The following is a 22,309-nucleotide window of genomic DNA, read 5'->3' on the forward strand; positions in this document are numbered from 1 at the left end:
TCTCGATTTCGCTGGCCGGCCGTATCGACCCTCGAGCCGCCAGCCTTATCGTCGGCCGAGCGCACAGTCAGCACCTATAGATAGTCACATGCTCGAGTTCTTTTTCGCGAACCCGTTGCTGGGTGCGCTCGTCGCGGTCCTCTGGGCGGGGTTGCTCCTGTACGGCCTCTCGGCGGGCTGGTGGCTCCTCGAGGCCCTCGTGCTCGCTCGCGGCTGGCGCGTCGCCGACGGGGACCGGCCCTGGGGACCGGACGACGTGCAGGTTCGGATCCTGACCGTCGACGCCGAACCCGTCGTCCAGGCGACGGTCAACGCTGTCCCCAACACCATCGCCGACGTCCGCGTCGTCGCCGAATCGGAACTGTCGATCGACGGAGCGACCGTCCACGTCGTCCCCGACGACTTCGACTGCGCGGCCGTCAGAAAGGGCCGGGCCGTCGAGTGGGCCCGGCAAAACGTCCCCTGCGAGGCGGAGTACGTGCTCTACCTCGACGAGGACACGATCATGACCGGCTTCGACGGCCTGCCGGACGCCGATATCGTCCAATTCACCGAGAAGCCGATCTACACCGGCTCGCGGCTCGCGTACCTCTGCGAGGTGTTCCGCGTCGGCTACCAGCTCGAGCAGCTCGGCTTTCACCGCCTGCGGTACCCGCTCTACGCGTGGGGCGGCGGGATCGCGGTCCGCGCGTCGCTCGAGGACGCGGTCACCTGGGACGCACGCACTATCACCGAGGATACGAACTTCATCTGGCGGGCCGCCGCCGCGGGAGACCTCTCCTACCGGCTGCTCGACACCCGCTTTCGCAATCAGGCGCCGCCGTCGGTGCGCCAGTTGATCAGACAGCGCCGCCGGTGGATCTCCGGGACGATCGCCGACGGCCACATCCTGCCGCGACGCTACCGGCCGCTGTACTACACCCGGGTCGTCGTCTGGGGGCTCTCGCCGCTCGTCCCGCTCGTCGCCCTCGCCGCGTCCCTCGCACCGGGGCAACTTCCGACCCTCGAGTGGTACGGTCCGACCGCCGCCGGTCTCGCGGGGATTCTCTTCGTCTACATGGGCGGTGGCCTGATCGCCTATCGGAAACACCCGCTCCTCTGGCTGCCGGTTCTCGCGCTGACGCCGGTCGCCGTCGTGACTCACGCGATCGGCGCGCTCTGGGGTATTTTCCAGCCCGCGACGACGTTCGACGTTACCGAAAAGGTCGTCCCGGAGACGATCGAGACGCTCCACGACGAGTTAGAACCCGGCGAACTCGAGACGCACCAGGGGACCGATCGACTCCTGCGCGAGTCCGACGAGGCGTTCGAATCGTCCGTCTTCGGTGACTAGCCGGCTCAGACGGCCCCGAACTCGAGGGCAAGCCACGCCAGCCCGGCGGCGTAGATCGGGATCGTCAGGTTGTCGTCGACGATGTAGGTGCGGATCTCGAGCGTGACGCCGTCGGCGACCGTCGCGCCGAACGCCGCCGCGAGCACGGCCAGCGGTGACTCGGCGAGGAAGGGCGCGGCGAGCAGCGCCGAGACGACGAACATCGTGACCAGCACCTTCGGTCCCTTGACCCGCTTCAGCGTGTTGTCCGAGACGGCCCCGCTGATCGGGTCGCCGAGCGCGAGCATCAGCATCGCGGGGAGGGCGAGTTTGGGTTCGAAGGCGACGACGACGGCGGTCATGCTGATCAGGTAGAGGGCGTACCCCGCGGGGTTGTCCTCCTCGTAGTCGCGGGTGAGCACGTCGTAGAGCCGCCAGTCGAGGCCGATCCGGAGCCGAACGAACTCGAGGACGAGCGCGCCGGTTGCGAGGACGACCATCAGGACGCGAAAGCGGGTCCACGTCAGCCCGAGCTCGAGGGCGTCCGCGAGCAGGTAGAGCGCGACCAACCCGGAGCCGCTCGCGTGGACCAGCCGTCGCTTCAGTTCGTCGGCCATCACTGCATCGCTCGACGGAGACGACCTTCAGTCCGTCGGTTACGTTCAGTTGAGAAATGTTTGCGAACGTACCGATGATTCGGGTGCGGGTGCGAGTACGAGCGTTACAGCTCTTCGAACGCGAGGTCGCCTTCGCGAAGCGCCGACAGCGTCTCGGGGAGTTCGTCGACCGGCAGGCGCTTCTGCTCGGTGGTGTCTCGCTCGCGGACCGTGACGGTGGTTTCCTCCTCTTCGAGGGTCTCGAAGTCGACGGTCACGCAGAACGGCGTGCCGACCTCGTCCTGGCGACGGTAGCGCCGGCCGATGTTGCCCGAGTCGTCGTAGGTCACGGAGAGGCCGACCTCGCGGAGGTCGTCGACGATTTCCTGGGCCTGTTCGACCAGTTCGTCGTCGCTCTGGAGCGGGAAGACGCCCACGAAGGTCGGCGCGACTTCCGGCTCGAGTTCGAGGTACGTGCGCTCCTCGCCGTCGACCTCGTCCTCGCGGTAGGCGTGGTGCAGGACGGTGTAGACCAGCCGATCGACGCCGAAGGAGGGTTCGACGACGTGGGGCGTGATGTGCTCGCCAGCCTCGGTCTGTTCCTCGACGCTGAAGCCGGTCTTCTCGGTCGGAACCTCGTGGGTCTCGCCCTCGAGCGTGATCTCGACCGTGTCGCCGTCGAACGCCGAACGGTCGCGGGCCGCGAGATCCTCGAGCTTCTGGACGACGGCCTGGGCGTCGCCGCCAAACTCGGGGCCGAGGTAGCTCATGTCGGGGTCGACCGTCGCGCGTTCAACGGTCTTGGGCTCGTCGTACTGCTTGAAGATCGTAAACCGGTCGTCGGCGTGCTCGCCGTGTTTCGAGAGGTCGTAGTCGCCCCGATAGGCGAAGCCGGCCATCTCGATCCAGTTGCCGTCGATCTCGCTCTCGGCGTCCCAGCAGTCCGCGGCGTAGTGGGCCCGCTCGCCCGAGAGGTGCTGGCGGAACCGGAACCGGTCCATGTCGACGCCGACCGCGTCGTACCACGGCTTCGCGACGCCGAGGAAGTAGGCGACCCACTCGTCGCCGATGATGCCCTCGGAGACGGCGTCGCCGATCGTCGTCCGAATCTCCTCGCCGTCCTCTTTATTCTGTTCGCTGGCCGGGTACAGCGTCACCTCGACGTCCTCGACCTTCGAGAGGTCCGGGCTGTCGGTTTCGGGGTCGACGAAGTACTCGAGTTCGGCCTGCGTGAACTCGCGGGTCCGGATGATCGATCGCCGCGGGCTGATCTCGTTGCGGTAGGCGCGGCCGATCTGGGTGACGCCGAACGGAAGCTGGTTGCGGGCGTACTCCTTCAGCCGCGGGAACTCGACGAAGATGCCCTGCGCGGTCTCGGGGCGCAGGTAGCCGGGATCGGAGTCGCCGGGGCCGATGTTCGTCGCGAACATGAGGTTGAACGCCTCGACGGCCTGGCCCGCGAGGCCGGCGCCGCAGGAGGGACAGACGAGTTCGTACTCGGCGATGACCTCCTCGACCTCCGGAATCGGGAGGCTCTCGGCGTCCTCGTACTCCGTGTTATCTTCGACGACGTGGTCCGCGCGGTGGCTTTCGCCACACTCCGGACACTCGACGAGCATGTCGTCGAAGCCGTCCAGATGTCCGGAGGCCTCGAAGACGGGTTCGGGCATGATCGTCGGCGCGTCGATCTCCATGTTGCCCTCGGCGACCGCGAACCGGTCGCGCCAGGCGTCCTCGACGTTGCCCTTCAGCGACGCGCCCTGCGGGCCGAAGGTGTAGAAGCCGCCGACGCCGCCGTACGCCCCGGAGGACTGGAAGAAGTAGCCGCGTCGCTTGGCCAGTTCGACCAGTTTCTCGCTCGTCGCCGTGCTCCTGTCCTGGTGCTGTTGTTCACTCATAGAGCGCCTCCAAGATATCGATGTCGCAGACGATGCCGACGAGCTGCTCGCCGGTCACCATCGCAATCTGTTCGATGTCGTTGCTGATCATCCGCTGTGCGGCCTCCTGGATCGACGCGTTCGCCGAGACCGTGACGACGTCGTCGCTCATGAACTCGCCGACGGGGCCGGCGGGGATCTCGATGTCCCGCGTCGGCAGGTAGCGGCTCCCGACGGCCTTGATCCCCTCCCAGGACCACTCGTCGTCCTGATCGCCGAAGTTGTCGCCCGTCTCCTCCTCGCCCTCGACGATCCGGGCGACCTCGAGCACGTCGACGACCGTGAGGATGCCGCTCATCCGGCCGTCGTCGTCGAGCGCGACGGCGTAGGGGACGTTCGCGTAGGACAGTTCGCGCTCGGCGACCGGCAGCGGCGTCCCCTCGTAGGTTGCGTTCACGTTCTCGCTGGCCCACGCCTCGACGGTGCCGTCGGTCGGCTGGTCGCCCGTCGCGATCGCGTGGACGACGTCGGTGACGGTGACGATCCCCTCGAACTCGCCGTCGACGACGGGGACGCGACGCGCGCCCTGTTCGACCATCGTCCGCGCGACGTCCTCGAGGGCGGTGTCGGCCGTGGTGGTCGGCACGTCCTCGTCCATCAGCATGACCAGCTGGTCCTCGTCGGGCTGTTCGATCAGGGCGTTCCGGGAGATCAGCCCGCGGTACTCGGGACCGTCGTCGGTCGGCTTGACCACCGGGACCGACGAGAACGGCTGTTCTTGCAGGTACTCGAGGACGTCGGACCGGGTACCCGGCAGCTCCACGGTCACCACGTCCTCGCGGGGCGTCATCGCGTCGGCTACGTTCATATCCCCACGGTACGGCGAAAATGAGTATAAACCCAGTGTTTCACACGCCGGCGACCCCCGCCGTCCGATCGGTCCGTCCGACGGACAGTCCGATTCGACGACTTTATATGTGGGTGGGAGACAGTACCATACATGGCGACGAACCCCCACGCCATGACGGAGAACGAGACGATCGTCGGCTCGATCGATTCGACCGACGCAAGCGACGGCGACGCGTACGTCATCGCCGATATTTCGGCCGACGACGCCTGGCTTTCGATGCAGGCCGACGACGCGCCGACGCTGACTGCGTGGCGATAACGGGGGTTGGGGGATCCTCTATTCTTTCGGTTCCGAATTACTGATCGCTGTCGCGACGGTCGATAGCTGGTAGCGATTCGAGACGGTCGATTACTGACCGCTGATAACCGGTAGCGGCGTTAGAAGAATCCGAGTCCGACCGCGTACGGCCACTCGAGCGCACTGATGCCGATCACGGCGAGCGACGCGCCGAGCAGGCCGACGTTCTTGAGGAACTGCGTCATTTCGGTCTGTCGCTGCTCCTCGGGCGCGGCCCAGAAGTCGTGCATCGTCGGCGTCGCGACCAGCAGGAAGACGGCCAGCGCGGCGCCCGCGAGCGCCGGGAAGACGCCGAGTACGATGCCGACGCCGCCGAACACGAGCGCGAAGCCGGACAGCGCGACCGACGCTTTCGGCGCCGGAACGCCCTTCATCTCGGCGTAGCCGGCCGTGCTCTCGAGGTCGAGGAAGTGGTTCAGTCCCGTAAAGGCGAGCGTGCCGCCGAACAGGATGCGTGCGACGAGGAACAGTTCGGCCGCAAACGGGCCGTCGAACTGCAACAGTATCGATTCGATCGCTAGTAACATCGTGTAACCTCCTGTAGTGTCCGTACTGACATAGCCGTTCTTGGACATCGGTTTCCCCAAGTAACACGGCTGTTATCGACAGTTGCGGACGTTTCGCGAACGACGCGTGAACGTACAGCACGCGAGGATCGAGGCTAGCTTTAGTGGGTGCGGCGTCGTGGAACTGTGCATGGACGGCTCCCGACCGCGAGGCGACCGATCGCGTTCGGATTCGCATTCCCGGTCACGCGCGCGGTCCGGGACGAACCGAGACGCGCAGTCGGGCACGGGCCTGCACTCGCGTCGCGATATCGGCCTCGAGACTGCCGAATCGACGTACGCCCTCACCGCCGGTCTCGGCCTCGAGCGACTCGTCCCCGCGGCCGTCGCCAGACGCGCGATCGACGTCGCGGTCGAGACCGACCGCGCGGTCTACGCGCGCGGCGACCCCGTCGAGATCACCGTCACGTTCAGGAATCGACTTCCCCTGCCGGTCGACGTCCCGACGCCGCGCCAGCGGCCGTGGGGTTGGTGTATCGACGGCGAACTCGAGGCCACCGACGAGCGCCGCTACGTCCGGGACCGGCCGTCGTCGATCTCGTTCCGCGGCGGCGAGCGAAAGCGCGCGACGGTGACGTGGAACGGGCGACTCGAGCGGACCGACGAGCAGCACGAATCGGTCGTTCCGAAACCCGGCGAGTACGAAATCGAAGCGTTCGTCGCGACGCACGCGGATCGCTATCGGCCGAGCGATTCGACTGTTATCGAACTCGAGTGAAACCCGGAGTCGACCGGTCGGCGAGGCGGTCGACGCGGGCGATCGAAAAGCAGCGATCGGATCGCGGTCCGCGCAACTGTTTCACCCCTTACCCGGTGAGCATCCCGCCCGGCGGAATGCGCCCCGAGGGACTGTCGTCGTTGTCGGCCGACTCGTCGCCGAAGTCGGGGGAGTGCTCGATCGTTCGTCGGATCTTTGCGCCGGTCTGCGTGTACGTCGCCATCAGAGCGAGGATCTTACTCATACACGAGTAAATACTCCTGCGACACGGATAAGTATTTTTGCAGCGATCGATCGTGTTAGTTAATCGTTGTTCACGGATTAGTCAACCGTTCGCACGACTTCGGAAAACTGTCGTCCTGGCTACCGGTCGGCGGTGCGACCAGTTGAGCTCGGACGCGACGAGCGTACCGCGGACGCGGCCGTGACTCCTCGAGACTCGATTGGACGGCGTCGGGTGACCTGCATCGTCAACGGTGGAGGTGACAGGCCGCGTAGTGGGTCCCCGAGCCGTACGCCGGGTCGACCTCGTAGGCCGGCCGCTCGCGGGCGCAGATGCTCCGCTCGGCGAAGGACTCGAGCAGCAGGTCGGTGGCCGTCTCCCAATCGACGGCGTCGGCTCCCACCTCGCCGCCGTCGGCCGCCGCGCTCGCGGTTCCTCCGGCGGCGCCCCGCTCGGAATCGGTCGCGATCGACTCGATCGCGTCCGCGACGATTTCGCCGGCCTCGCCGCTCGGCAGGTCGCCGTCGAAGAACTCCCGCTCGAGGTCGGCGGCCGCCGTCGGCTCGAACGTGCGACGCTTGACCGCGCGCATGAACGCCCGCGTGTGGGCCCACTCCTCGTCGGTCAACGCGTACCGCTCGGGCGCGATCAGGCGCGGACACCGGGTCCGGAACCGACAGCCCGAGGGCGGATTCACCGGGCTCGGCACCTCGCCCTCGAGCACGCCGCGGGCGTTTCGCTTCCGCGGGTCCGGAATGGGAATCGACTCGAGCAGCGCCTCCGTGTAGGGGTGTTGTGGGTTCTCGAACAGCTCTTCCTTGTCGGCGAGTTCGACGATATTGCCGAGGTACATCACCGCTACGCGGTCGGAGATGTGGCGGATGACCGAGAGATCGTGGGCGATGAAGAGGTAGGTCAGGCCGAACTCGTCCTGCAGTTGGTCCATCGTATTCAGCACCTGCGCCTGGATGGAGACGTCCAGCGCCGAGACGGGCTCGTCGCAGACGACGAAGTCCGGATCGACCGACAGCGCCCGCGCGAGGTTGACCCGCTGGCGCTGGCCGCCCGAGAACGCGTGCGGGTGGCGCTCGTAGTGGTGCGGGTCCAGCCCGACCTTCTCGAGCAGTTCCTTCGCGCGGGCCTCCCGGCCCTCGTCGTCCAACATGTCGTGGGCGCGCATCGGCTCCTCGATGATCCGGCCGACCGTCATCCGCGGATCGAGCGACGCCTGCGGGTCCTGGAAGATCATCTGCATCTCCGCGCGCTTCTCGCGGAGCGCCTCGCCGCTCATCTCCGCGAGGTCCTCACCCTTGAACGCGATCGTCCCGTCGGTCGGCTCGAGCAGCCGGAGGATCGTCCGGCCGAGGGTGCTCTTCCCGCAGCCGGACTCGCCGACGAGCCCCAGCGTCTCGCCCCGGCGGACGTCGAAGCTCACGTCGTCGACGGCCTTGACCCGCTCCCGGCCGACGTCGATCGGCGGGAACTGGCTCGTGTCGATCGAGACGCCGCTCAGAAGGCCCGACTCCTGCGCGAAGTACTTCTTGAGCCCGTCGACCTCGAGCAGCGGCTCCCCCTCGACGACGTCGGTGGCCGTCTCGCCGGTGATGCGACCGACGTCACTCACGGCCGTCACCTCCGGTGCCGTCGGCGCGGGCGTCGCCGGCGAGACTCCCGCCGCTCGCGTTCTCGGCTTCCTCGTCGCCGTCGGCGCTCGAGCGGCTCTCGCTCCGTCCGCTCTCCGGCGTGTCGGCGGTCGCCTGCGGCTCCGTCCGCAGCGGCGGGCTCTCGTCGTAGCCCACGTCGAAGGCCTCGTGTTTGACGCAGGCCGCCCGGTGCGGGTGGTCGCCGGCGCGGTCGACCGCCTTCGTCTCCGGATGCACCCGCTGACAGACCTCCCGCGCGTCGGGACAGCGCGGGTGGAACCGACAGCCGGAGGGCGGACTGATCGCTTCCGGCATCGTCCCCTCGATCGGCTCGAGTTGCTCGACGGTCCGATCGGGTCGGGGAATCGAATCCAGCAGGGCGTCGGTGTAGGGGTGTTTCGTGTCGTGGAAGAGCTCGTCGACCGGCGCCTGCTCGACGATCTCGCCGAGGTACATCACGTTCACGCGGTCGCAGATCTCGGCGACGACGCCCATGTCGTGGGTGACCCAGATGAAGCTCGTTCCGTACTTTTCCTGCAGTTCGTCCACGAGGTCGATGATCTGCCCCTCTACCGTCACGTCCAGCGCCGTCGTCGGCTCGTCGGCGATGATGAGGCTGGGTTCGCAGGCCAGCGCCATCGCGATCAGCACGCGCTGGCGCATCCCGCCCGAGAACTGGTGGGGGTACTCCTCGTAGCGCTCCTCGGGGTCGGGAATGCCGACCTCGCGGAGCATGTCGATCGCCTCCCGTCGAGCCTCGTCTTTGCCGAGGCCGCGGTTCAACTCGATGAACTCCCGCAGTTGCCCGCCGACCGTGAAGACCGGATTCAGCGACTCCATCGGATCCTGGAAGATGACGGCGATCTCGTTGCCTCGAATCCGGGTTCGAATCTCCTCTTCGGAGAGCACGTCGTCGCGTTCCCGCAACTCGCCGTCCGGGCCTTCCTCGAGGCCGAAGATGGTTTCGCCCTTGTAGGTGATCTCGCCGGCGACGATTTCGCCGGGCGACTCGACGAGGCGGAGGAGGCTCATCGAGGCGACCGATTTGCCGGCGCCGCTCTCGCCGACGAGGCCGACGATCTCGCCCTCGCGGACCGTAAAGGAGATGCCGTCGACGGCGCGGACCGTGCCTGCTTGGGTGAAAAACTGTGTCTTCAGGTTTTCGACGCGGAGGAGGGGTTCGGAGTGGGACATGGGTTCGTACGTGTCAGTCGTTGATTCGGGGATCGAGGGCGTCCTGCAGACCGTCGCCGAACAGGTTGAAGCCCATGATGGTGATCATGATCGCGAGGCCGGGCCAGATCGAGAGCCAGACGTTCGAGTGCATGTAGCTGTGGGACGTGTTGAGCATCTCGCCCCAGTCGGGCGTCGGCGGCTGGGCGCCGAAGCCGAGGAACGAGATGCCGGCGACGATCAGGATCGTCACGCCGATCTGGAGCGTCGCGTACACGAGCACCGGCGCGAAGCTGTTCGGGATGACGTGGCGCAGGATGATGTTGCGGTCCTTGACGCCGGCGGCGCGGGCCGCCTCGATGTAGTCCATCTCGCGGACCGACAGCACCTCGCTGCGGATGATCCGGGCGAACACCGGGATGAAGGCCACGCCGACGCCGACGATGGCGTACATCACGTCCGGGCTGCCGCCGCTGACGAACACCGTGAAGACGATGATCAGGATCAGCGGCGGGATCGCGTACACCGTCTCGATCGCCCGCATCAGCAGGTCGTCGACCCAGCCGCCGTAGTACCCGGCGACGGCGCCGACGATCGTCCCGCCGACCAGCCCGAGGAAGGTCGCCGCGAGCCCGACGCTAACCGACACCTGCGCGCCGTAGACGATCCGAGTGAAGTAGTCCCGGCCGCTCGGGTCGGTTCCCAGAGGGTGCTCGAGCGACCCGCCGGCGTGAAATGCGGGGGGTTCGTTCGGCTGGGCTTCGCCCGGCGGCGGCAGGTTCTCGGGGTGTTCGAAGATCGGCAGCGTCTCGGCGAACGTGAAATCGGAGACGGCGCCGAACGTAAGCCGCGAGAGGTTCGCGTCGACGAGCGTGTACGCCGTGATCAGCAGGACCGTCGCGATGACGTACAGTCCCCAGCGGGCGGTCGTATCGCGCATGACAGTCCGGAGCGTGTTGCGCCACCCGGTCTCGGTTTCCTTCGTGGCCGGCTCGGTACCGCTCTCGACCTGGGTTTCGCCAACTGCCATGCTACTCAGCCTCCCCGTAGGTCACGCGCGGATCGATGTACGCGTACGCGATGTCGGTGATGATGACGCCGATCACGAACATCGTCGCGATGATCATCGTGATTCCCATGATGAGTTGGTAGTCTAACTGGACGATCGCCTCGTAGAACAGCCGCCCGAGGCCGTTGATGTTGAAGACGAACTCGGTCAGCACCGCGCCGCCGAGCGCCGTCGAGAGGTTGAGCCCGACGATCGTGATGATCGGCAACTGGGCGACCTGGAAGGCGTGCTTGCGCAGAATCGTCCGCTCGGGAACGCCGTAGGCCCGCGCGAGTTTGACGTACTCGCCCTGCAGCGAGTCGATCATCTGCGTGCGCTCGACCCGCATCAGCGTCGCCATCTGCAGGGTCCCCAGCGCGATCATCGGCAACAGCAGGTGCCGAACCGTCTCGACAGCGTGCTCGAGGTAGCCGTCGTGGCCGTACGCGTCCGGCGGCCACCAGGGGTAGACCAGATCCGACGACGGGAACCAGCCCAACTGGACGCCGAACAGCAGGATCAGCATGATGCCGATCCAGAACGAGGGGGTGCTCACGCCGATCAGCGCGACGATCCGCGAAACGTGGTCGAACGGCTCGTTGCGCCGCTTGGCCGCGAGGATGCCCAGCGGGATCGACGTGACCAGCGCGAACGCGTACGCCGACAGGACGAGCAGCAGGGTCGGCCCGATCCGCCGGGCGATCAGGTCCGAGACGGGCCGGTTCCGGTGGAAACTGTGGCCCATATCGCCCTGCACGAGGCCGGCCATATAGTCGAGGTATCGCTCGTGGAGCGGCCTGTCGAGGCCGTACTGCGCCTCGAGCTGCGCGATCGTTTCGGCGTCGACCTCCTGGCCCTGCACCATCAGCCTGATCGGGTCGCCCGGCGTCATGTTCGCGAGGACGAACGTGATGATCGAGATGCCGATCAGGACGGGGATCGCCTGCGCGAATCGGTAGGTCGTGTAGCGGAGTAGTCCCATAGCGTGGCTCTCGAGCGGTTGCGCGCTCCTCGATCGTCAGCCGTCGATCCAGGTGTTCTGGTACTCGGAGACGATGCGCGGGTTGTAGCTCACCTCCGGGTGCGCGTGCAGGTCCTTGACCGACTCGCGGGCGGCCATCGTGTTGTGTTCCGAGTAGGCCGGCAGCACCGGCAGGTACTCCAGTACCTCCTCGGTGACGCTGACGTAGAGCTCCCGGCGCTCCTCCTTGTCGGCGCTCTCGCGGGCTGCGAGGATGTTGTCGTGGAAGTCGCCCTGTCCCCCGTAGAAGTGGCCCTGGCCGACGCCCTCCTGGCTCTCGTGGAACAGGTTGTAGTAGTAGACGTCGGGGTCGGGGCCGCCGGTCCAGCCCAGCAGGTACATCTCGTAGTCGTCGGCGTTGCCGGTCACGTAGGTGTCGACGAGCGTCGCGAACGACATCCCCTGAACGTCTGCCCCGTAGCCGACTTCGTTGAGTCGGGAGCCGATCCGCTCGGCCAGCGCTTCCCGCGGTCCGCCCTCCGGGGCGATGATCCGGGGTTCCCAGTCGTTGGGCACACCGGCGTCGTTGAGCAGTTGTTCGGCCTGATCGGGGTCGTACTCGGGCATCTGGTCCGCCCACTCGTCCGTGGGGAACTCCCAGCCGCCCTCCTCGTTGGTCAGTTCCGGAATCGGGCTCACGAGCGCGTCGGCCGCGGCCCCGAGGTGGTCCTCGACGAACTGCTGCATCGAGAACGAGTGGGCGACGGCCCGTCTGACGTCCGGATCGGTCGTCTGCCCCTCGTTGCAGTTGAAGGCGAGGTACATGTACGACGGGCTCCGGCTCCCGTGAATCCGGACGCCGTCCTCGCTCTCGACCTCGTCCCACTCCGTGGCCGGCACCGTGTCGATGACGTCCGTATCGCCGGCCAGCACCTGTGCGACGCGGTTCGCGTCGTCCGGCGCCGCCTCGAACCGGATCGTCTCGACGTAGGGCTGCGGGTCGTCCCAGTAGTCGTCCCAGCGCTGCAGTTCGACGTACTCGCCGGGCTGGAAGTCCGCGAACTGGAAGGGACCGGAGCCGATCGGATCGGTGTTGAACGCCTCCCGGTCCTCGGTTCGGGCGTCTTCCGGCACGACGTTGACGCCCATCGTCATCATGGTAAACGGCCCGTACTCGTGCTCGAGGCTCACCTCGAGCTGGTAGTCGTCGATCGCTTCGGCCGACTCGATCATCGCGTACGTCGCCGCGTTCTGGGTCTCCTCCTCGACGGGCGCGGTAAACGAGTGAGCCACGTCCGAGGCGGTCACCTCGTCGCCGTTGTGGAACTGGATGCCCTCCTGAATCTGGAAGACGTAGGTCGTGCCGTCCTGCTCCTCGGGCATCCCGTCGGCGATCTTCGGCTCGAGGGTCATCTCGTCGTCCCACTCGTAGAGGCCGTCGAACACGAGGTTCGCGACCTGCATGCTGTAGGAGTCGAACGAGACGACGGGGTCGAAGTCCTCGTCCCGTTCCGCGGGCTGGAGGAACTCGAGGGAACTGCTGCGGGCCGCCTCCTCGTCGTCGGGCTCCTCCCGGTCGTACTGGTAGTCGCTGATGTTGGCGGTGGCGTTCCCGTCACCGTCGCCGTCGCCGCCGTCCTCCTGTCCGATGCACCCTGCGATGGCCGCCGCCGAAACCGCCCCACCGGCGGCTAGGACTCGACGGCGAGTCGAAGTCGGTGACTGATATCCCATTCTCCCTACGATACGCCGCCGACCGGTCTTTGTTATCGTCTACCAAACTAACGTTCGATGGATTACTAATCGAATCGAAACGCGTGTAATATCGTGTTACGCGTATCGGGGTGTACACCACCGAACGAACGTGGCACACGGTGGACACCTGTGCAGGGCCGGTCATCCGCTGGCCTCGAGCGTGTTTCGACCTGCCTCGATGCGACATCGATCCGACCGTCCGTCGGTCGCGCGCCCCCTCGAGCGACGGGGTTCCTCAACCTTTTTGATGCCGTCCATCAGACGTGAACGTATGGATTATCGCGAGGTCGAGACGACGGCCGAGTACGTGGCCAGTCTCGAGACGGGGGCCGACTGGCGGGCCGAGATCGAATCGCTCGCCGACGACGTCGAGGCCGACGCGGCGTGGTTTACCGCGCTCGGCGCCGTGCAGGACGCGGAACTCTGGTTCTACGATCAAGACGAGTGCGAGTACTATCCGATCGAGTTCGACGAACCGCTCGAGGTGGCCGGGTGCGTCGGCAACGTCTCGTTGCTCGACGACGACCGCTTCGCCCACACCCACGCCGTGCTCTCGGACGACGAGGGCACGACCTACGCCGGCCACCTGAACGAGGCGACGGTCTGGGCCGGCGAGGTCCACATGCGCGTCTTCGAGGAACCGCTCGAGCGCGAGTACGACGAGACGACCGAACTGGACCTCTGGCTCTGACATGCGCGAGGAAGACGAGCAGTACTTCCAGACGCTCGAATCCCGCCTCGACGAGGCTTTCGACGTGGCGGAGACGGCCAAACAGCGCGGCGGCGACCCGAAACCCGAAGTCGAGATTCCGACCGCGCGGGACATGGCCGACCGCGTCGAGAACATCCTCGGGATCGACGGCGTCGCCGAGCGGGTCCGCGAACTCGAGGGGGAGATGTCCCGCGAGGAGGCAGCGCTCGAACTCGCGGAGGACTTCGCCGAGGGACGCGTCGGCGACTACGAGACCAAGGCGGGGAAGGTCGAGGGCGCGGTCCGCACCGCGGTGGCCCTGCTGACCGAGGGCGTCGTCGCCGCACCCATCGAGGGGATCGACAAGGTCGAAATCTTAGAGAACGACGACGGCACCGAGTTCGTCAACGTCTACTACGCCGGCCCGATCCGCTCGGCGGGCGGGACCGCGCAGGCCCTCTCGGTGCTCGTGGCGGACTACACCCGCGCGCTCGTGGGCATCGACCAGTTCAAGGCCCGCGACGAGGAGATCGAACGCTACGCCGAGGAAATCGCCCTCTACGACAAGGAGACCGGCCTCCAGTACACGCCCAAGGACAAGGAGACGAAATTTATCGCGAAGCACATGCCGATCATGCTGGACGGGGAGGCCACCGGCGACGAGGAGGTCTCCGGCTTTCGCGACTTGGAGCGGGTCGACACCAACAGCGCCCGCGGCGGGATGTGTCTCGTCATGGCCGAAGGGATCGCGCTGAAGGCCCCGAAGATCCAGCGCTACACCCGCAATCTGGACGAGGTCGACTGGCCGTGGCTGCAGGATCTGATCGACGGCACTTACTACGATGACGCGGGTGACGAGGAAAGCGAAGACGAAGCTGACGACGCCGACGAGGAATCCGCCGATGACGGGGACGACGCAGCTGCCGAGGACGCCGACGACGGTACCGAATCCGACGAACCGCAAGGTCCCCCGCGCGTCGACAAATCGAAGAAGTTCCTCCGGGACCTGATCGCCGGCCGGCCCGTCTTCTCCCACCCCTGCGCGGAGGGCGGCTTCCGGCTGCGCTACGGCCGCGCGCGCAACCACGGCTTCGCGACCGCCGGCGTCCACCCCGCCGCGATGCACCTCGTCGACGACTTCCTCGCGACCGGGACCCAGATCAAGACCGAGCGGCCCGGAAAGGCCGCCGGCGTCGTCCCCGTCGACTCCATCGAGGGGCCGACCGTCAAACTCGCCAACGGCGACGTCCGCCGGATCGACGACCCCGAGGACGCCCTCGAGATCCGCAACGGCGTCGAGAAGATTCTGGACCTCGGCGAGTACCTCGTCAACTACGGCGAGTTCGTCGAGAACAATCACCCGCTCGCACCGGCCTCCTACACCTACGAGTGGTGGGTCCAGGACCTCGAGGCCGCCGGCGCCGACGTCCAGGCCCTCGAGGACGATCCCCGGATCGACCTCGAGTTCCCCGACCCCGAGGAGGCCGTAGAGTGGGCCGTCGAGTACGACGCGCCCCTCCATCCGGAGTACACCTACCTCTGGCACGACATCTCGGTCGACGCCTTCTGTAACCTCGCGGCGGCGGTCGCCGAGGGACGGATCGAGCAGGACGGCGACGGCAGCGTGAACGGCAACGGGGACGACAGCATCCTCGTCCTCGAGCACGACGACGCCGTCGCCGACGCGCTCGAGACGATCGTCCTCGAGCACCGCCAGCGCGAGGGCGAGGACCGAATCGAGATCGACGACTGGCGGCCGTTCGTCCGCACGGTCGGCTGCGAGCCGCGGCAGGCAGTCGCCGACGGGGCCGCCCTCGAGCCGGATCCCGACGGTCGCGGCGAGGAGCCGGAACGCGAGCCCGACACCGACCCCGAGGAACCGACCGTCGAACTCGAGCGCACCTGGACCGACGACGACCTCTCCGAGCGCGCCCGCACTTGGGGCCACGAGGCGGAGGGCGACAACGCCATCGAGGCGGTCAACGAGGTCGCCCCCTTCGAGGTTCGCGAGCGCTCGCCCACGCGGATCGGCAACCGGATGGGCCGGCCCGAGAAGTCGGAGAGCCGCGACCTGAGCCCCGCCGTCCACACCCTGTTCCCGATCGGCGAAGCCGGCGGCACGCAGCGCAACGTCGCCGACGCTGCCAAACACGCCGAGACGATGCAGGACACCCCCGGTATCGTCGAGGTGCAGGTCGGCCGCCAGCGCTGTCCCGACTGCGATACGGAGACGTTCAAGAACCGCTGTCCCGACTGCAACGCGCGGACCGAACCCGACTACCGCTGTCCCGACTGCGACGAGCGCCTCGAGCCCGACGACGCCGGCCGCGTCGAGTGCGACCGCTGCGAGGTCGAGGGCACCTGCGTCGAACCCCGCGAGATCGACGTCAACGAGGAGTTCCGAAGCGCGCTCGAGTCGGTCGGCGAGCGCGAGAACGCCTTCGAGATCCTGAAAGGCGTCAAGGGACTATCCTCGACGAACAAGGTTCCCGAACCGATCGAAAAGGGGATCCTGCGGGCCAAACACGACGTCTCGACGTTCAAGGACGGCACCGTCCGCTACGACATGACCGACCTGCCCGTGACGGCCGTCCGGGCCAGCGAACTCGACGTCGACGTCGGCCAGCTCCAGGCGCTCGGCTACGATGCGGACATCCACGGCGAGCCGCTGACCCACGAGGACCAGCTGATCGAGCTCAAAGTGCAGGACATCGTCCTCTCGGACGGCGCCGCCGAGCACATGATCAAAACGGCGGACTTCATCGACGACCTCTTGGAGCAGTACTACGGCCTCGAGCCGTTCTACAAGATCGACGATCGCCAGGACCTCGTTGGCGAGTTGGTGTTCGGCATGGCACCCCACACGAGCGCCGCAACTGTCGGCCGTGTGATTGGTTTCACCAGTGCCGCCGTGGGATACGCTCATCCGTACTTTCACGCCGCGAAACGAAGAAATTGCGACGGCGACGAGGACTGCGTGATGCTGCTTCTCGACGGACTTCTCAACTTCAGTAAGTCTTTCTTGCCGGACCAGCGTGGGGGGAAGATGGACGCCCCGCTCGTCATGTCCTCCCGGATCGATCCCTCCGAGATCGACGACGAGGCCCACAACATGGACATCGTCCGGCAGTATCCGCGGGAATTCTACGAAGCCACTCGCGAGCAGGCTGACCCCGAGGAGGTCGACATCCAGATCGCCGAGGACACCCTCGGGACGGACGGCGAGTACACCGGCTTCGAGCACACCCACGACACCACCGACATCGCGATGGGGCCCGACCTCTCGGCGTACAAGACGCTGGGTTCGATGATGGAAAAGATGGACGCCCAGCTCGAGCTCTCGCGGAAACTCGAGGCCGTCGACGAGACCGACGTCGCCGAACGGGTCATCGAGTACCACTTCCTGCCGGATCTGATCGGCAACCTGCGGGCCTTCTCGCGGCAGGAGACGCGGTGTCTCGACTGCGGCGAGAAGTTCCGCCGGATGCCGCTGACCGGCGAGTGTCGGGAGTGCGGCGGCCAGGTCAACCTCACCGTCCACCAGGGGTCAGTCAACAAGTACATGCAGACCGCGATCCAGGTCGCCGAGGAGTACGACTGTCGGGACTACACGAAACAGCGGTTAGAAGTGCTCGAGCGGTCGCTCGAGAGCATCTTCGAGAACGACAAGAACAAACAAAGCGGGATCGAGGACTTCATGTGAACCGGTCCGTCGGCTCGTCGTCGTTGCCGCGTCCGTCGATAGTCGATTCGTGAACTGCGGTCGGGTTGGTACCGCTTTTCTGTCAACGAAGAATATATTATAGAACGGTAACTACTATCGAGTATGGGTAATTGGTCCCCCATAGCAGGCGTATCGACGTGGAAGCGATTGCTCGCGGCCGGACTGGTCGCCCTCTGTGTCCTCTCCGCGGGTGCGAGCGCCGTCGCCGCTGCCGACGATCCGTCGTTCGCTTCGGATACCGTCGACGTGACGGAAAACGAGACTGCGACCGTCAACGTAACGGTCGGCGACGCGAACGAAATTCCCGTTCGATTCGGCGACGAAGAGCGTCTCAACTACAAACTCGCCGGAACGATCGATTCGGGCGACTCGGAGACGGTAACGATCCGGATCGATCCGAGCGCGACGGCCGACTCCGAATCGCCGATTTCGGTCGCAGGCGACGCGTCGCTCGAGGTCAGCGACGAATCGGAACTCGAGTCGGCGCTGGATCCGGCGAGTTACGAGCTCGCAGTGCTCGAGTCGAACGCGGACGACGAGTCCGTTATCGACGACACGCGCGTCGTCGTCACCGCGGCGGACGAGCGAAGCGAGAACGCCGCCGAGGAGCACGACGATCCCGTCACTCCGACCGACCGCGGCTGGTTCCTCCTCGAGAACGACTCGGCCGAAACGATCGCGCTCGAACCGGACGGGGCGGCCGAGGGCGATCGACTCCAGGTCCGACTGTCGGCACCGGGGGTTTTCGTCCTGACCGAGTCGACGACGGTCAATGAAAGCGGCGTCGCTACCGTGACGTTCGACCTCGGGGATCACGCCGCCCCGCAGCAAGCGGATCTCGTCGCCCGCAGCGACGACGCGAACGTCTCCGCGGAACACCCCGTCTACGTGATTGCGCCCGAGCAAGACGACCGATCGGCGGCGAATGCAGATATCACGCTCGAGAACGAGTCGTCGGCGTCGGTCACGCTCGACGTCGACGCGGAGGCGGGCGCGGAACTCGACGCGGTGCTCGTCTCTCCCGAGCGGTTCGTCCGCGAATCGACGGCGACGGTCGACGAAAACGGCACCGCGCGGGTCGCGTTCGATCTCGACGGTGTCGACGCCGGGGTCGGGGCGACGGTCAGAGTCTACTCGCCGTCCGAACTCCTCGAGGAACGATCCGTCGCCGTCGTCGACGGTGCGAACGCGACCGACGGAGCGGCCAAATCGAGCAACGAGAGCGCGTCGGTCGAAGAATCGACGGACGATTCGGTCCCCGGATTCGGCGTCGTCGTTTCGCTCGTTGCGTTCGGTATCGCAGCGGACCGTCTCAGGCGGTGAGTATCGGCCGCGTTTGCGGCCCCGCACAATGCGCGCTGTGTCTTTATCCCCGTCGCGGCCGACGTTCTCACATGGTCGAAACTGGCGAGACACCGGCGAAGGAGGGCGACGAGGAGGCCGTCGAGGAGGTCCACGACGTCAACCTCGGGGAGCCAGTCTACGACAAGGACGGCAACGAGCTCGGTCACGTCCGCGGGCTCGAAAAGAGCGGCTTCTTCGTCACGACTCGCGAAGGAGCTGAAGGGATGAGCGTCGAACACGCTCGCTCGGGCCACGAGTTCGGCGAAGCACATTTGATGTGGCGCTGCATGGAGTGCGGGCAGATGGGCGACATCGACGACGGACTGCCCGACGAGTGCCCGAACTGCGGGACCGAACGCGAGAACCTGATGTACTGGACCGAAGACTAAACTGCCGCTGATCGCCGCGCTGACGGTTCGGTCGGGTCCCGCCGCCGATCCTTCTCATCCATTCCGAGCTCTCTCGAGTCGACTTCTCCTCGAGTTCGTCACGCGAGCGCGGCGTACCGTCCGCGAGACTCGCTGTGCCGTCAATCGACGATCCGACGGTTGTACTCGACGGTTCGATCGCGTCGGCGTCTCCTCGATCTCCAGCAATTCTATATAGCGCGTAGAGATTTATAGCCGCTCGAGTCGTAGTTTACCAGCGGTGAGTCAGATGGCCACAGAACGATCCCAGCTCACGTTCGGAGCGACGGTTTACACCGAGGACGGAACCAAAATCGGCCAGATTCGTGGCATCGACGAGGACGGCCTCTACATCTCCCTTCGGGACGGGATTCAGGGGCTGAGCGTCGAACACGTCCGATCCGGCCAGCAGTTCGGCGAGGCCGAACTCATGTGGCGCTGCTGGGAGTGTGGCGAGATGGGTCGTCTCGAGGACGATGTCCCGGATGAGTGCCCGAACTGCGGCGCCGAGCGCGAGGAACTGTACTACTGGACGGAGGATTGAGGCGCCCCGCCTGCGGCCGCGACCGTCCACGGCCGGCGCGGTCCCGACGAAAACCGTTTTACCGCGCTCGGTCCACCTCGTGGCATGGAGACGCTCGTTTTCGGGGCGGGGAGCCTGGGGAGTCTCGTCGGCGGCCTACTGGCTCGCGAGTACGACGTCACGCTCGTCGGCCGCGAGGACCACGTGACGGCGGTTCGCGAGTCCGGGCTCCGTCTCGAGGACGGCACCGACGACGGCGCCCTCGAGGGCGAGACGCCGACGACCACCCGGCCGACCGCGACGACCGACGGCCGGAACCAAGAGGCGGACCTCGCGATCGTCGCGGTCAAAGCCTTCGACACCCAGGCGGCCGCCGACGCGCTTGCGACCGGTTCGTTCGACGCCGTGCTCTCCCTGCAGAACGGGCTGGGAAACGAGGAGCAGCTGGCGAACCGCCTCGACGTGCCGGTACTCGCCGGCACGGCGACCTACGGCGCGTTGCTCCGGGGGCCGGGTCGCGTCGCCTGTACCGGCGTCGGCGAGATCACCCTCGGCGCCCGCGAAGGCGGTGAATCGGCCCTTGCCGACCGGATCGGCCGGGCCTTGACCGCTGCCGGACTCGAGACGACGGTCGCGACGGACATGCCCCGGCGGCTGTGGGAAAAAGCCGCCGTTAACGCCGGTATCAACGCGATAACGGCGCTGACGGCGACCGAAAACGGAGCGGTGCTTGAGGCGCCGGCGAACGACGTGGCGCGAGCGGCGACACGGGAGACGGCCCGCGTCGCTCGCGCCTGTGACGTCCGAGTACCGAACCGCGAGGCACTCGCTGCGATGGAGCGGGTCGCCGAGCACACGGCCGCGAACACGTCGTCGATGCGCCAGGACGTCCTCGCGGGCCGTCGAACCGAGATCGACGCGATCAACGGCTATATCGTCGATCGAGCCGGCGAGCGAGGTCTCGAGGTGCCGACGAATCGGACGTTGACGGCGCTCGTTCGAGCGTGGGAGCGCGGTCAGGGGCTGCGGTAGGTGTTACTCGGTGCGGACGCGACCGCCGAACGTCCGGCTACGCGGCTGAAAACAATAAAACGGGATATCGGCTGGAGACGACTTAGAACGGTGCTTCGGGGCCTTCGTCGGGTTCGCCGTCGTCGTCGACGGTTTCGCCGGGGAACGACGGCTCCATGCCGCCGCCCATGTCGCCGCCACCGTCCATGCCGGTGTGGGCGTTGACCTGCTCGATCTCCGGGATTTCCTTAACCATGCGGCTCTTGATCGCCTGAATCGTCATCGGCGAGATACCGCAGCCGCTGCAGGCGCCGCCCAGCGCGATCGAGACCTCGCCGGTCTCGCGGTCGAGGTCCTGAATCGCCGCGCTGCCGCCGTGCATCTGGATCTGCGGGAAGTTGCGCCGCAGGAAGTTCGCGACGCGCTCTTCGAGGTCGTCCCCGTCGTTCTGGGTTTCCGTGCTCATAGAACTGCCTTGGGTGTGAGTCCCCCTAAACCTTCCGTCCTACCTGTTCGCTTCTCGCACCGAGCGGCCGAGAAGACGGTCGTGACGATCGCACGAGCGGTTCCGCGGCGTCGGTCCGTTTCCACGAGGGCGACTCGTCTCGGCGGCTTACTCGAAGTCGAACACCCGTCGCAGTTCCGTCTCGATCTCCTCGACGTGGGTCTCGAGGACGGTCTCGAACCGTTCCTCTTCGACGAGAACGCCGGAAAGCCGATCGTACGGGTTCTCGGGGAGCTCAACGCGGAACTCGCCGTCGCCCTCGTAGAAGGGTTCGCTCTCATTGAGAACCTGCTGGTCGATCGCGTGGACGAGTTCGGAGTCGTAGCGGTCGTTCATCCGGTTGAACGCGTTCTTGTACGCCTGTTGGAGTTCCGGGAAGTAGTTGGCGTACTTGTCTTCGAATTTCTCGGGGTCGAAGTCGGCCATACTGGAATGCAGCGCGAGCGACGACAAAAGTCGGACGATCGGTCGCAGCAATATTCGTCCATAACTATCGTTAAGATTCTGTTACCGAATCGCTCCACTCGGTTGAAACGGTATCGACTGCCTACAAACGTGACTGCGTACGCAAGCGGAACGGACACCTCGAACTCAACCGTTAATACGAATCACATGTCCATCGATCAGCGACCCATTCCGCCGGAAGCGTTACCGCCGGGATGGGGCGCCGCTGAACTCTGCGACGACCGGTTCGCCTACCGGTACAGGCAGCCCCCGATCGAACTCGTCGCGGACCGAACGACAACCGATCGCTCCCACCCCCGACTCGGACTCGGCTACTGCTGGGAGCTTCGCTACCGGTACTCGCTGCGCGACCGCTCAATCTCGGAAGCCATCGGCCTCGTCTCGACCAGACGCGCCGCCGTCGAGGGCCTCCTCGAGAGCATGCGCCGGGTCCACGAGCGGGCCGAGTCGATCGACGATCCGTTCGACGTGACTGCGGTCCTCGATCGCATCTCGCTCTCGGAGTTCGTTCCGGACGGCCGCTCGAACGCTACCGGTGACGGCAACGAAGCGTGACGTAC

At 66.3% G+C, this 22,309-nt stretch carries 22 protein-coding genes; 10 read left to right on the forward strand and 12 right to left on the reverse strand.

The features are described 5' to 3' along the window. The first annotated feature begins 88 nt into the window (after window positions 1-88). Window positions 89-1,333: a glycosyltransferase gene (locus HALXA_RS03920; RefSeq protein ID WP_013879013.1), complete on the forward strand. Its 1,245-nt coding sequence runs from the start codon at window positions 89-91 to the stop codon at window positions 1,331-1,333. A gap of 5 nt (window positions 1,334-1,338) precedes the next feature. Here the strand turns inward: HALXA_RS03920 and HALXA_RS03925 are convergent, their stop codons facing one another. From HALXA_RS03925 to HALXA_RS03935, 3 genes are all read right to left on the reverse strand, one after another. After that, complete coding sequence (locus HALXA_RS03925) at window positions 1,339-1,929, reverse strand: dolichol kinase (protein ID WP_013879014.1); 591 nt, start codon at window positions 1,927-1,929, stop codon at window positions 1,339-1,341. Window positions 1,930-2,033: 104 nt separating this feature from the next. Next, window positions 2,034-3,806 carry a glycine--tRNA ligase gene (glyS, locus tag HALXA_RS03930; protein ID WP_013879015.1) on the reverse strand — a complete coding sequence of 591 codons (1,773 nt, stop codon included), beginning with the start codon at window positions 3,804-3,806 and terminating at the stop codon, window positions 2,034-2,036. After that, window positions 3,799-4,653: a CBS domain-containing protein gene (locus HALXA_RS03935; protein WP_013879016.1), complete on the reverse strand. Its 855-nt coding sequence runs from the start codon at window positions 4,651-4,653 to the stop codon at window positions 3,799-3,801. Before HALXA_RS03935 ends, glyS begins: the two co-directional genes overlap by 8 nt. A gap of 132 nt (window positions 4,654-4,785) precedes the next feature. On the opposite strand from HALXA_RS03935, the gene HALXA_RS21950 reads away from it, so the two are divergent. Next, a complete protein-coding gene (locus HALXA_RS21950) occupies window positions 4,786-4,953 on the forward strand; it encodes a DUF7556 family protein (RefSeq protein WP_013879017.1) in 168 nt (55 codons plus the stop codon). A 119-nt stretch (window positions 4,954-5,072) separates the two neighbouring features. Here the strand turns inward: HALXA_RS21950 and HALXA_RS03940 are convergent, their stop codons facing one another. Then, window positions 5,073-5,519, reverse strand: a complete 447-nt coding sequence (locus tag HALXA_RS03940; RefSeq protein WP_049895143.1) for a DoxX family protein — start codon at window positions 5,517-5,519, stop codon at window positions 5,073-5,075. Between the two features lie 169 nt (window positions 5,520-5,688). On the opposite strand from HALXA_RS03940, the gene HALXA_RS03945 reads away from it, so the two are divergent. Beyond that, window positions 5,689-6,276: a hypothetical protein gene (locus HALXA_RS03945; protein WP_013879019.1), complete on the forward strand. Its 588-nt coding sequence runs from the start codon at window positions 5,689-5,691 to the stop codon at window positions 6,274-6,276. Between the two features lie 88 nt (window positions 6,277-6,364). Here the strand turns inward: HALXA_RS03945 and HALXA_RS21955 are convergent, their stop codons facing one another. The 6 genes from HALXA_RS21955 to HALXA_RS03970 all read right to left on the reverse strand — a co-directional run bounded on the left by HALXA_RS21955 (window position 6,365) and on the right by HALXA_RS03970 (window position 13,058). Next, window positions 6,365-6,520, reverse strand: coding sequence for a hypothetical protein (locus tag HALXA_RS21955; protein WP_013879020.1), 156 nt, complete (start codon window positions 6,518-6,520; stop codon window positions 6,365-6,367). 226 nt (window positions 6,521-6,746) lie between these two features. After that, entirely contained in the window at window positions 6,747-8,132 is a 1,386-nt protein-coding gene (locus HALXA_RS03950) for an ABC transporter ATP-binding protein (protein WP_013879021.1), read from the reverse strand. Beyond that, window positions 8,116-9,336 (reverse strand): ABC transporter ATP-binding protein, encoded by a 1,221-nt coding sequence (locus HALXA_RS03955; RefSeq protein WP_013879022.1) that lies wholly within the window; start codon window positions 9,334-9,336, stop codon window positions 8,116-8,118. The genes HALXA_RS03950 and HALXA_RS03955 overlap by 17 nt, the downstream gene beginning before the upstream one ends. A 13-nt stretch (window positions 9,337-9,349) precedes the next feature. Beyond that, window positions 9,350-10,345, reverse strand: coding sequence for an ABC transporter permease (locus HALXA_RS03960; protein ID WP_013879023.1), 996 nt, complete (start codon window positions 10,343-10,345; stop codon window positions 9,350-9,352). Window position 10,346: 1 nt separating this feature from the next. Further along, entirely contained in the window at window positions 10,347-11,345 is a 999-nt protein-coding gene (locus tag HALXA_RS03965) for an ABC transporter permease (RefSeq protein WP_013879024.1), read from the reverse strand. A gap of 36 nt (window positions 11,346-11,381) precedes the next feature. Continuing rightward, complete coding sequence (locus HALXA_RS03970) at window positions 11,382-13,058, reverse strand: ABC transporter substrate-binding protein (protein WP_013879025.1); 1,677 nt, start codon at window positions 13,056-13,058, stop codon at window positions 11,382-11,384. A 292-nt stretch (window positions 13,059-13,350) separates the two neighbouring features. Between HALXA_RS03970 and HALXA_RS03975 the strand changes: the two genes are divergently transcribed. The 6 genes from HALXA_RS03975 to HALXA_RS04000 all read left to right on the forward strand — a co-directional run bounded on the left by HALXA_RS03975 (window position 13,351) and on the right by HALXA_RS04000 (window position 20,800). Next, complete coding sequence (locus HALXA_RS03975) at window positions 13,351-13,770, forward strand: PPC domain-containing DNA-binding protein (RefSeq protein ID WP_013879026.1); 420 nt, start codon at window positions 13,351-13,353, stop codon at window positions 13,768-13,770. Between the two features lies 1 nt (window position 13,771). Continuing rightward, window positions 13,772-17,473 carry a DNA polymerase II large subunit gene (locus HALXA_RS03980; RefSeq protein WP_013879027.1) on the forward strand — a complete coding sequence of 1,234 codons (3,702 nt, stop codon included), beginning with the start codon at window positions 13,772-13,774 and terminating at the stop codon, window positions 17,471-17,473. Between the two features lie 123 nt (window positions 17,474-17,596). Further along, entirely contained in the window at window positions 17,597-18,817 is a 1,221-nt protein-coding gene (locus tag HALXA_RS03985; RefSeq protein ID WP_013879028.1) for a BGTF surface domain-containing protein, read from the forward strand. 71 nt (window positions 18,818-18,888) lie between these two features. Further along, window positions 18,889-19,227 (forward strand): DUF7130 family rubredoxin-like protein, encoded by a 339-nt coding sequence (locus HALXA_RS03990; RefSeq protein ID WP_013879029.1) that lies wholly within the window; start codon window positions 18,889-18,891, stop codon window positions 19,225-19,227. 268 nt (window positions 19,228-19,495) lie between these two features. After that, on the forward strand, window positions 19,496-19,789 hold the full coding sequence (locus HALXA_RS03995; protein WP_013879030.1) for a DUF7130 family rubredoxin-like protein: 294 nt from the start codon (window positions 19,496-19,498) through the stop codon (window positions 19,787-19,789). Window positions 19,790-19,873: 84 nt separating this feature from the next. After that, window positions 19,874-20,800 (forward strand): ketopantoate reductase family protein, encoded by a 927-nt coding sequence (locus HALXA_RS04000; RefSeq protein WP_013879031.1) that lies wholly within the window; start codon window positions 19,874-19,876, stop codon window positions 20,798-20,800. Between the two features lie 82 nt (window positions 20,801-20,882). On the opposite strand, the gene HALXA_RS04005 is transcribed toward HALXA_RS04000, so the two are convergent. Further along, window positions 20,883-21,245: a NifU family protein gene (locus tag HALXA_RS04005; RefSeq protein ID WP_013879032.1), complete on the reverse strand. Its 363-nt coding sequence runs from the start codon at window positions 21,243-21,245 to the stop codon at window positions 20,883-20,885. A 147-nt stretch (window positions 21,246-21,392) separates the two neighbouring features. Beyond that, entirely contained in the window at window positions 21,393-21,710 is a 318-nt protein-coding gene (locus HALXA_RS04010; protein ID WP_013879033.1) for a DUF5783 family protein, read from the reverse strand. A gap of 186 nt (window positions 21,711-21,896) precedes the next feature. Between HALXA_RS04010 and HALXA_RS04015 the strand changes: the two genes are divergently transcribed. Then, complete coding sequence (locus HALXA_RS04015) at window positions 21,897-22,304, forward strand: hypothetical protein (protein ID WP_013879034.1); 408 nt, start codon at window positions 21,897-21,899, stop codon at window positions 22,302-22,304. Window positions 22,305-22,309 lie beyond the last annotated feature (5 nt).

This window comes from Halopiger xanaduensis SH-6, assembly GCF_000217715.1.
GTDB lineage: Archaea > Halobacteriota > Halobacteria > Halobacteriales > Natrialbaceae > Halopiger > Halopiger xanaduensis.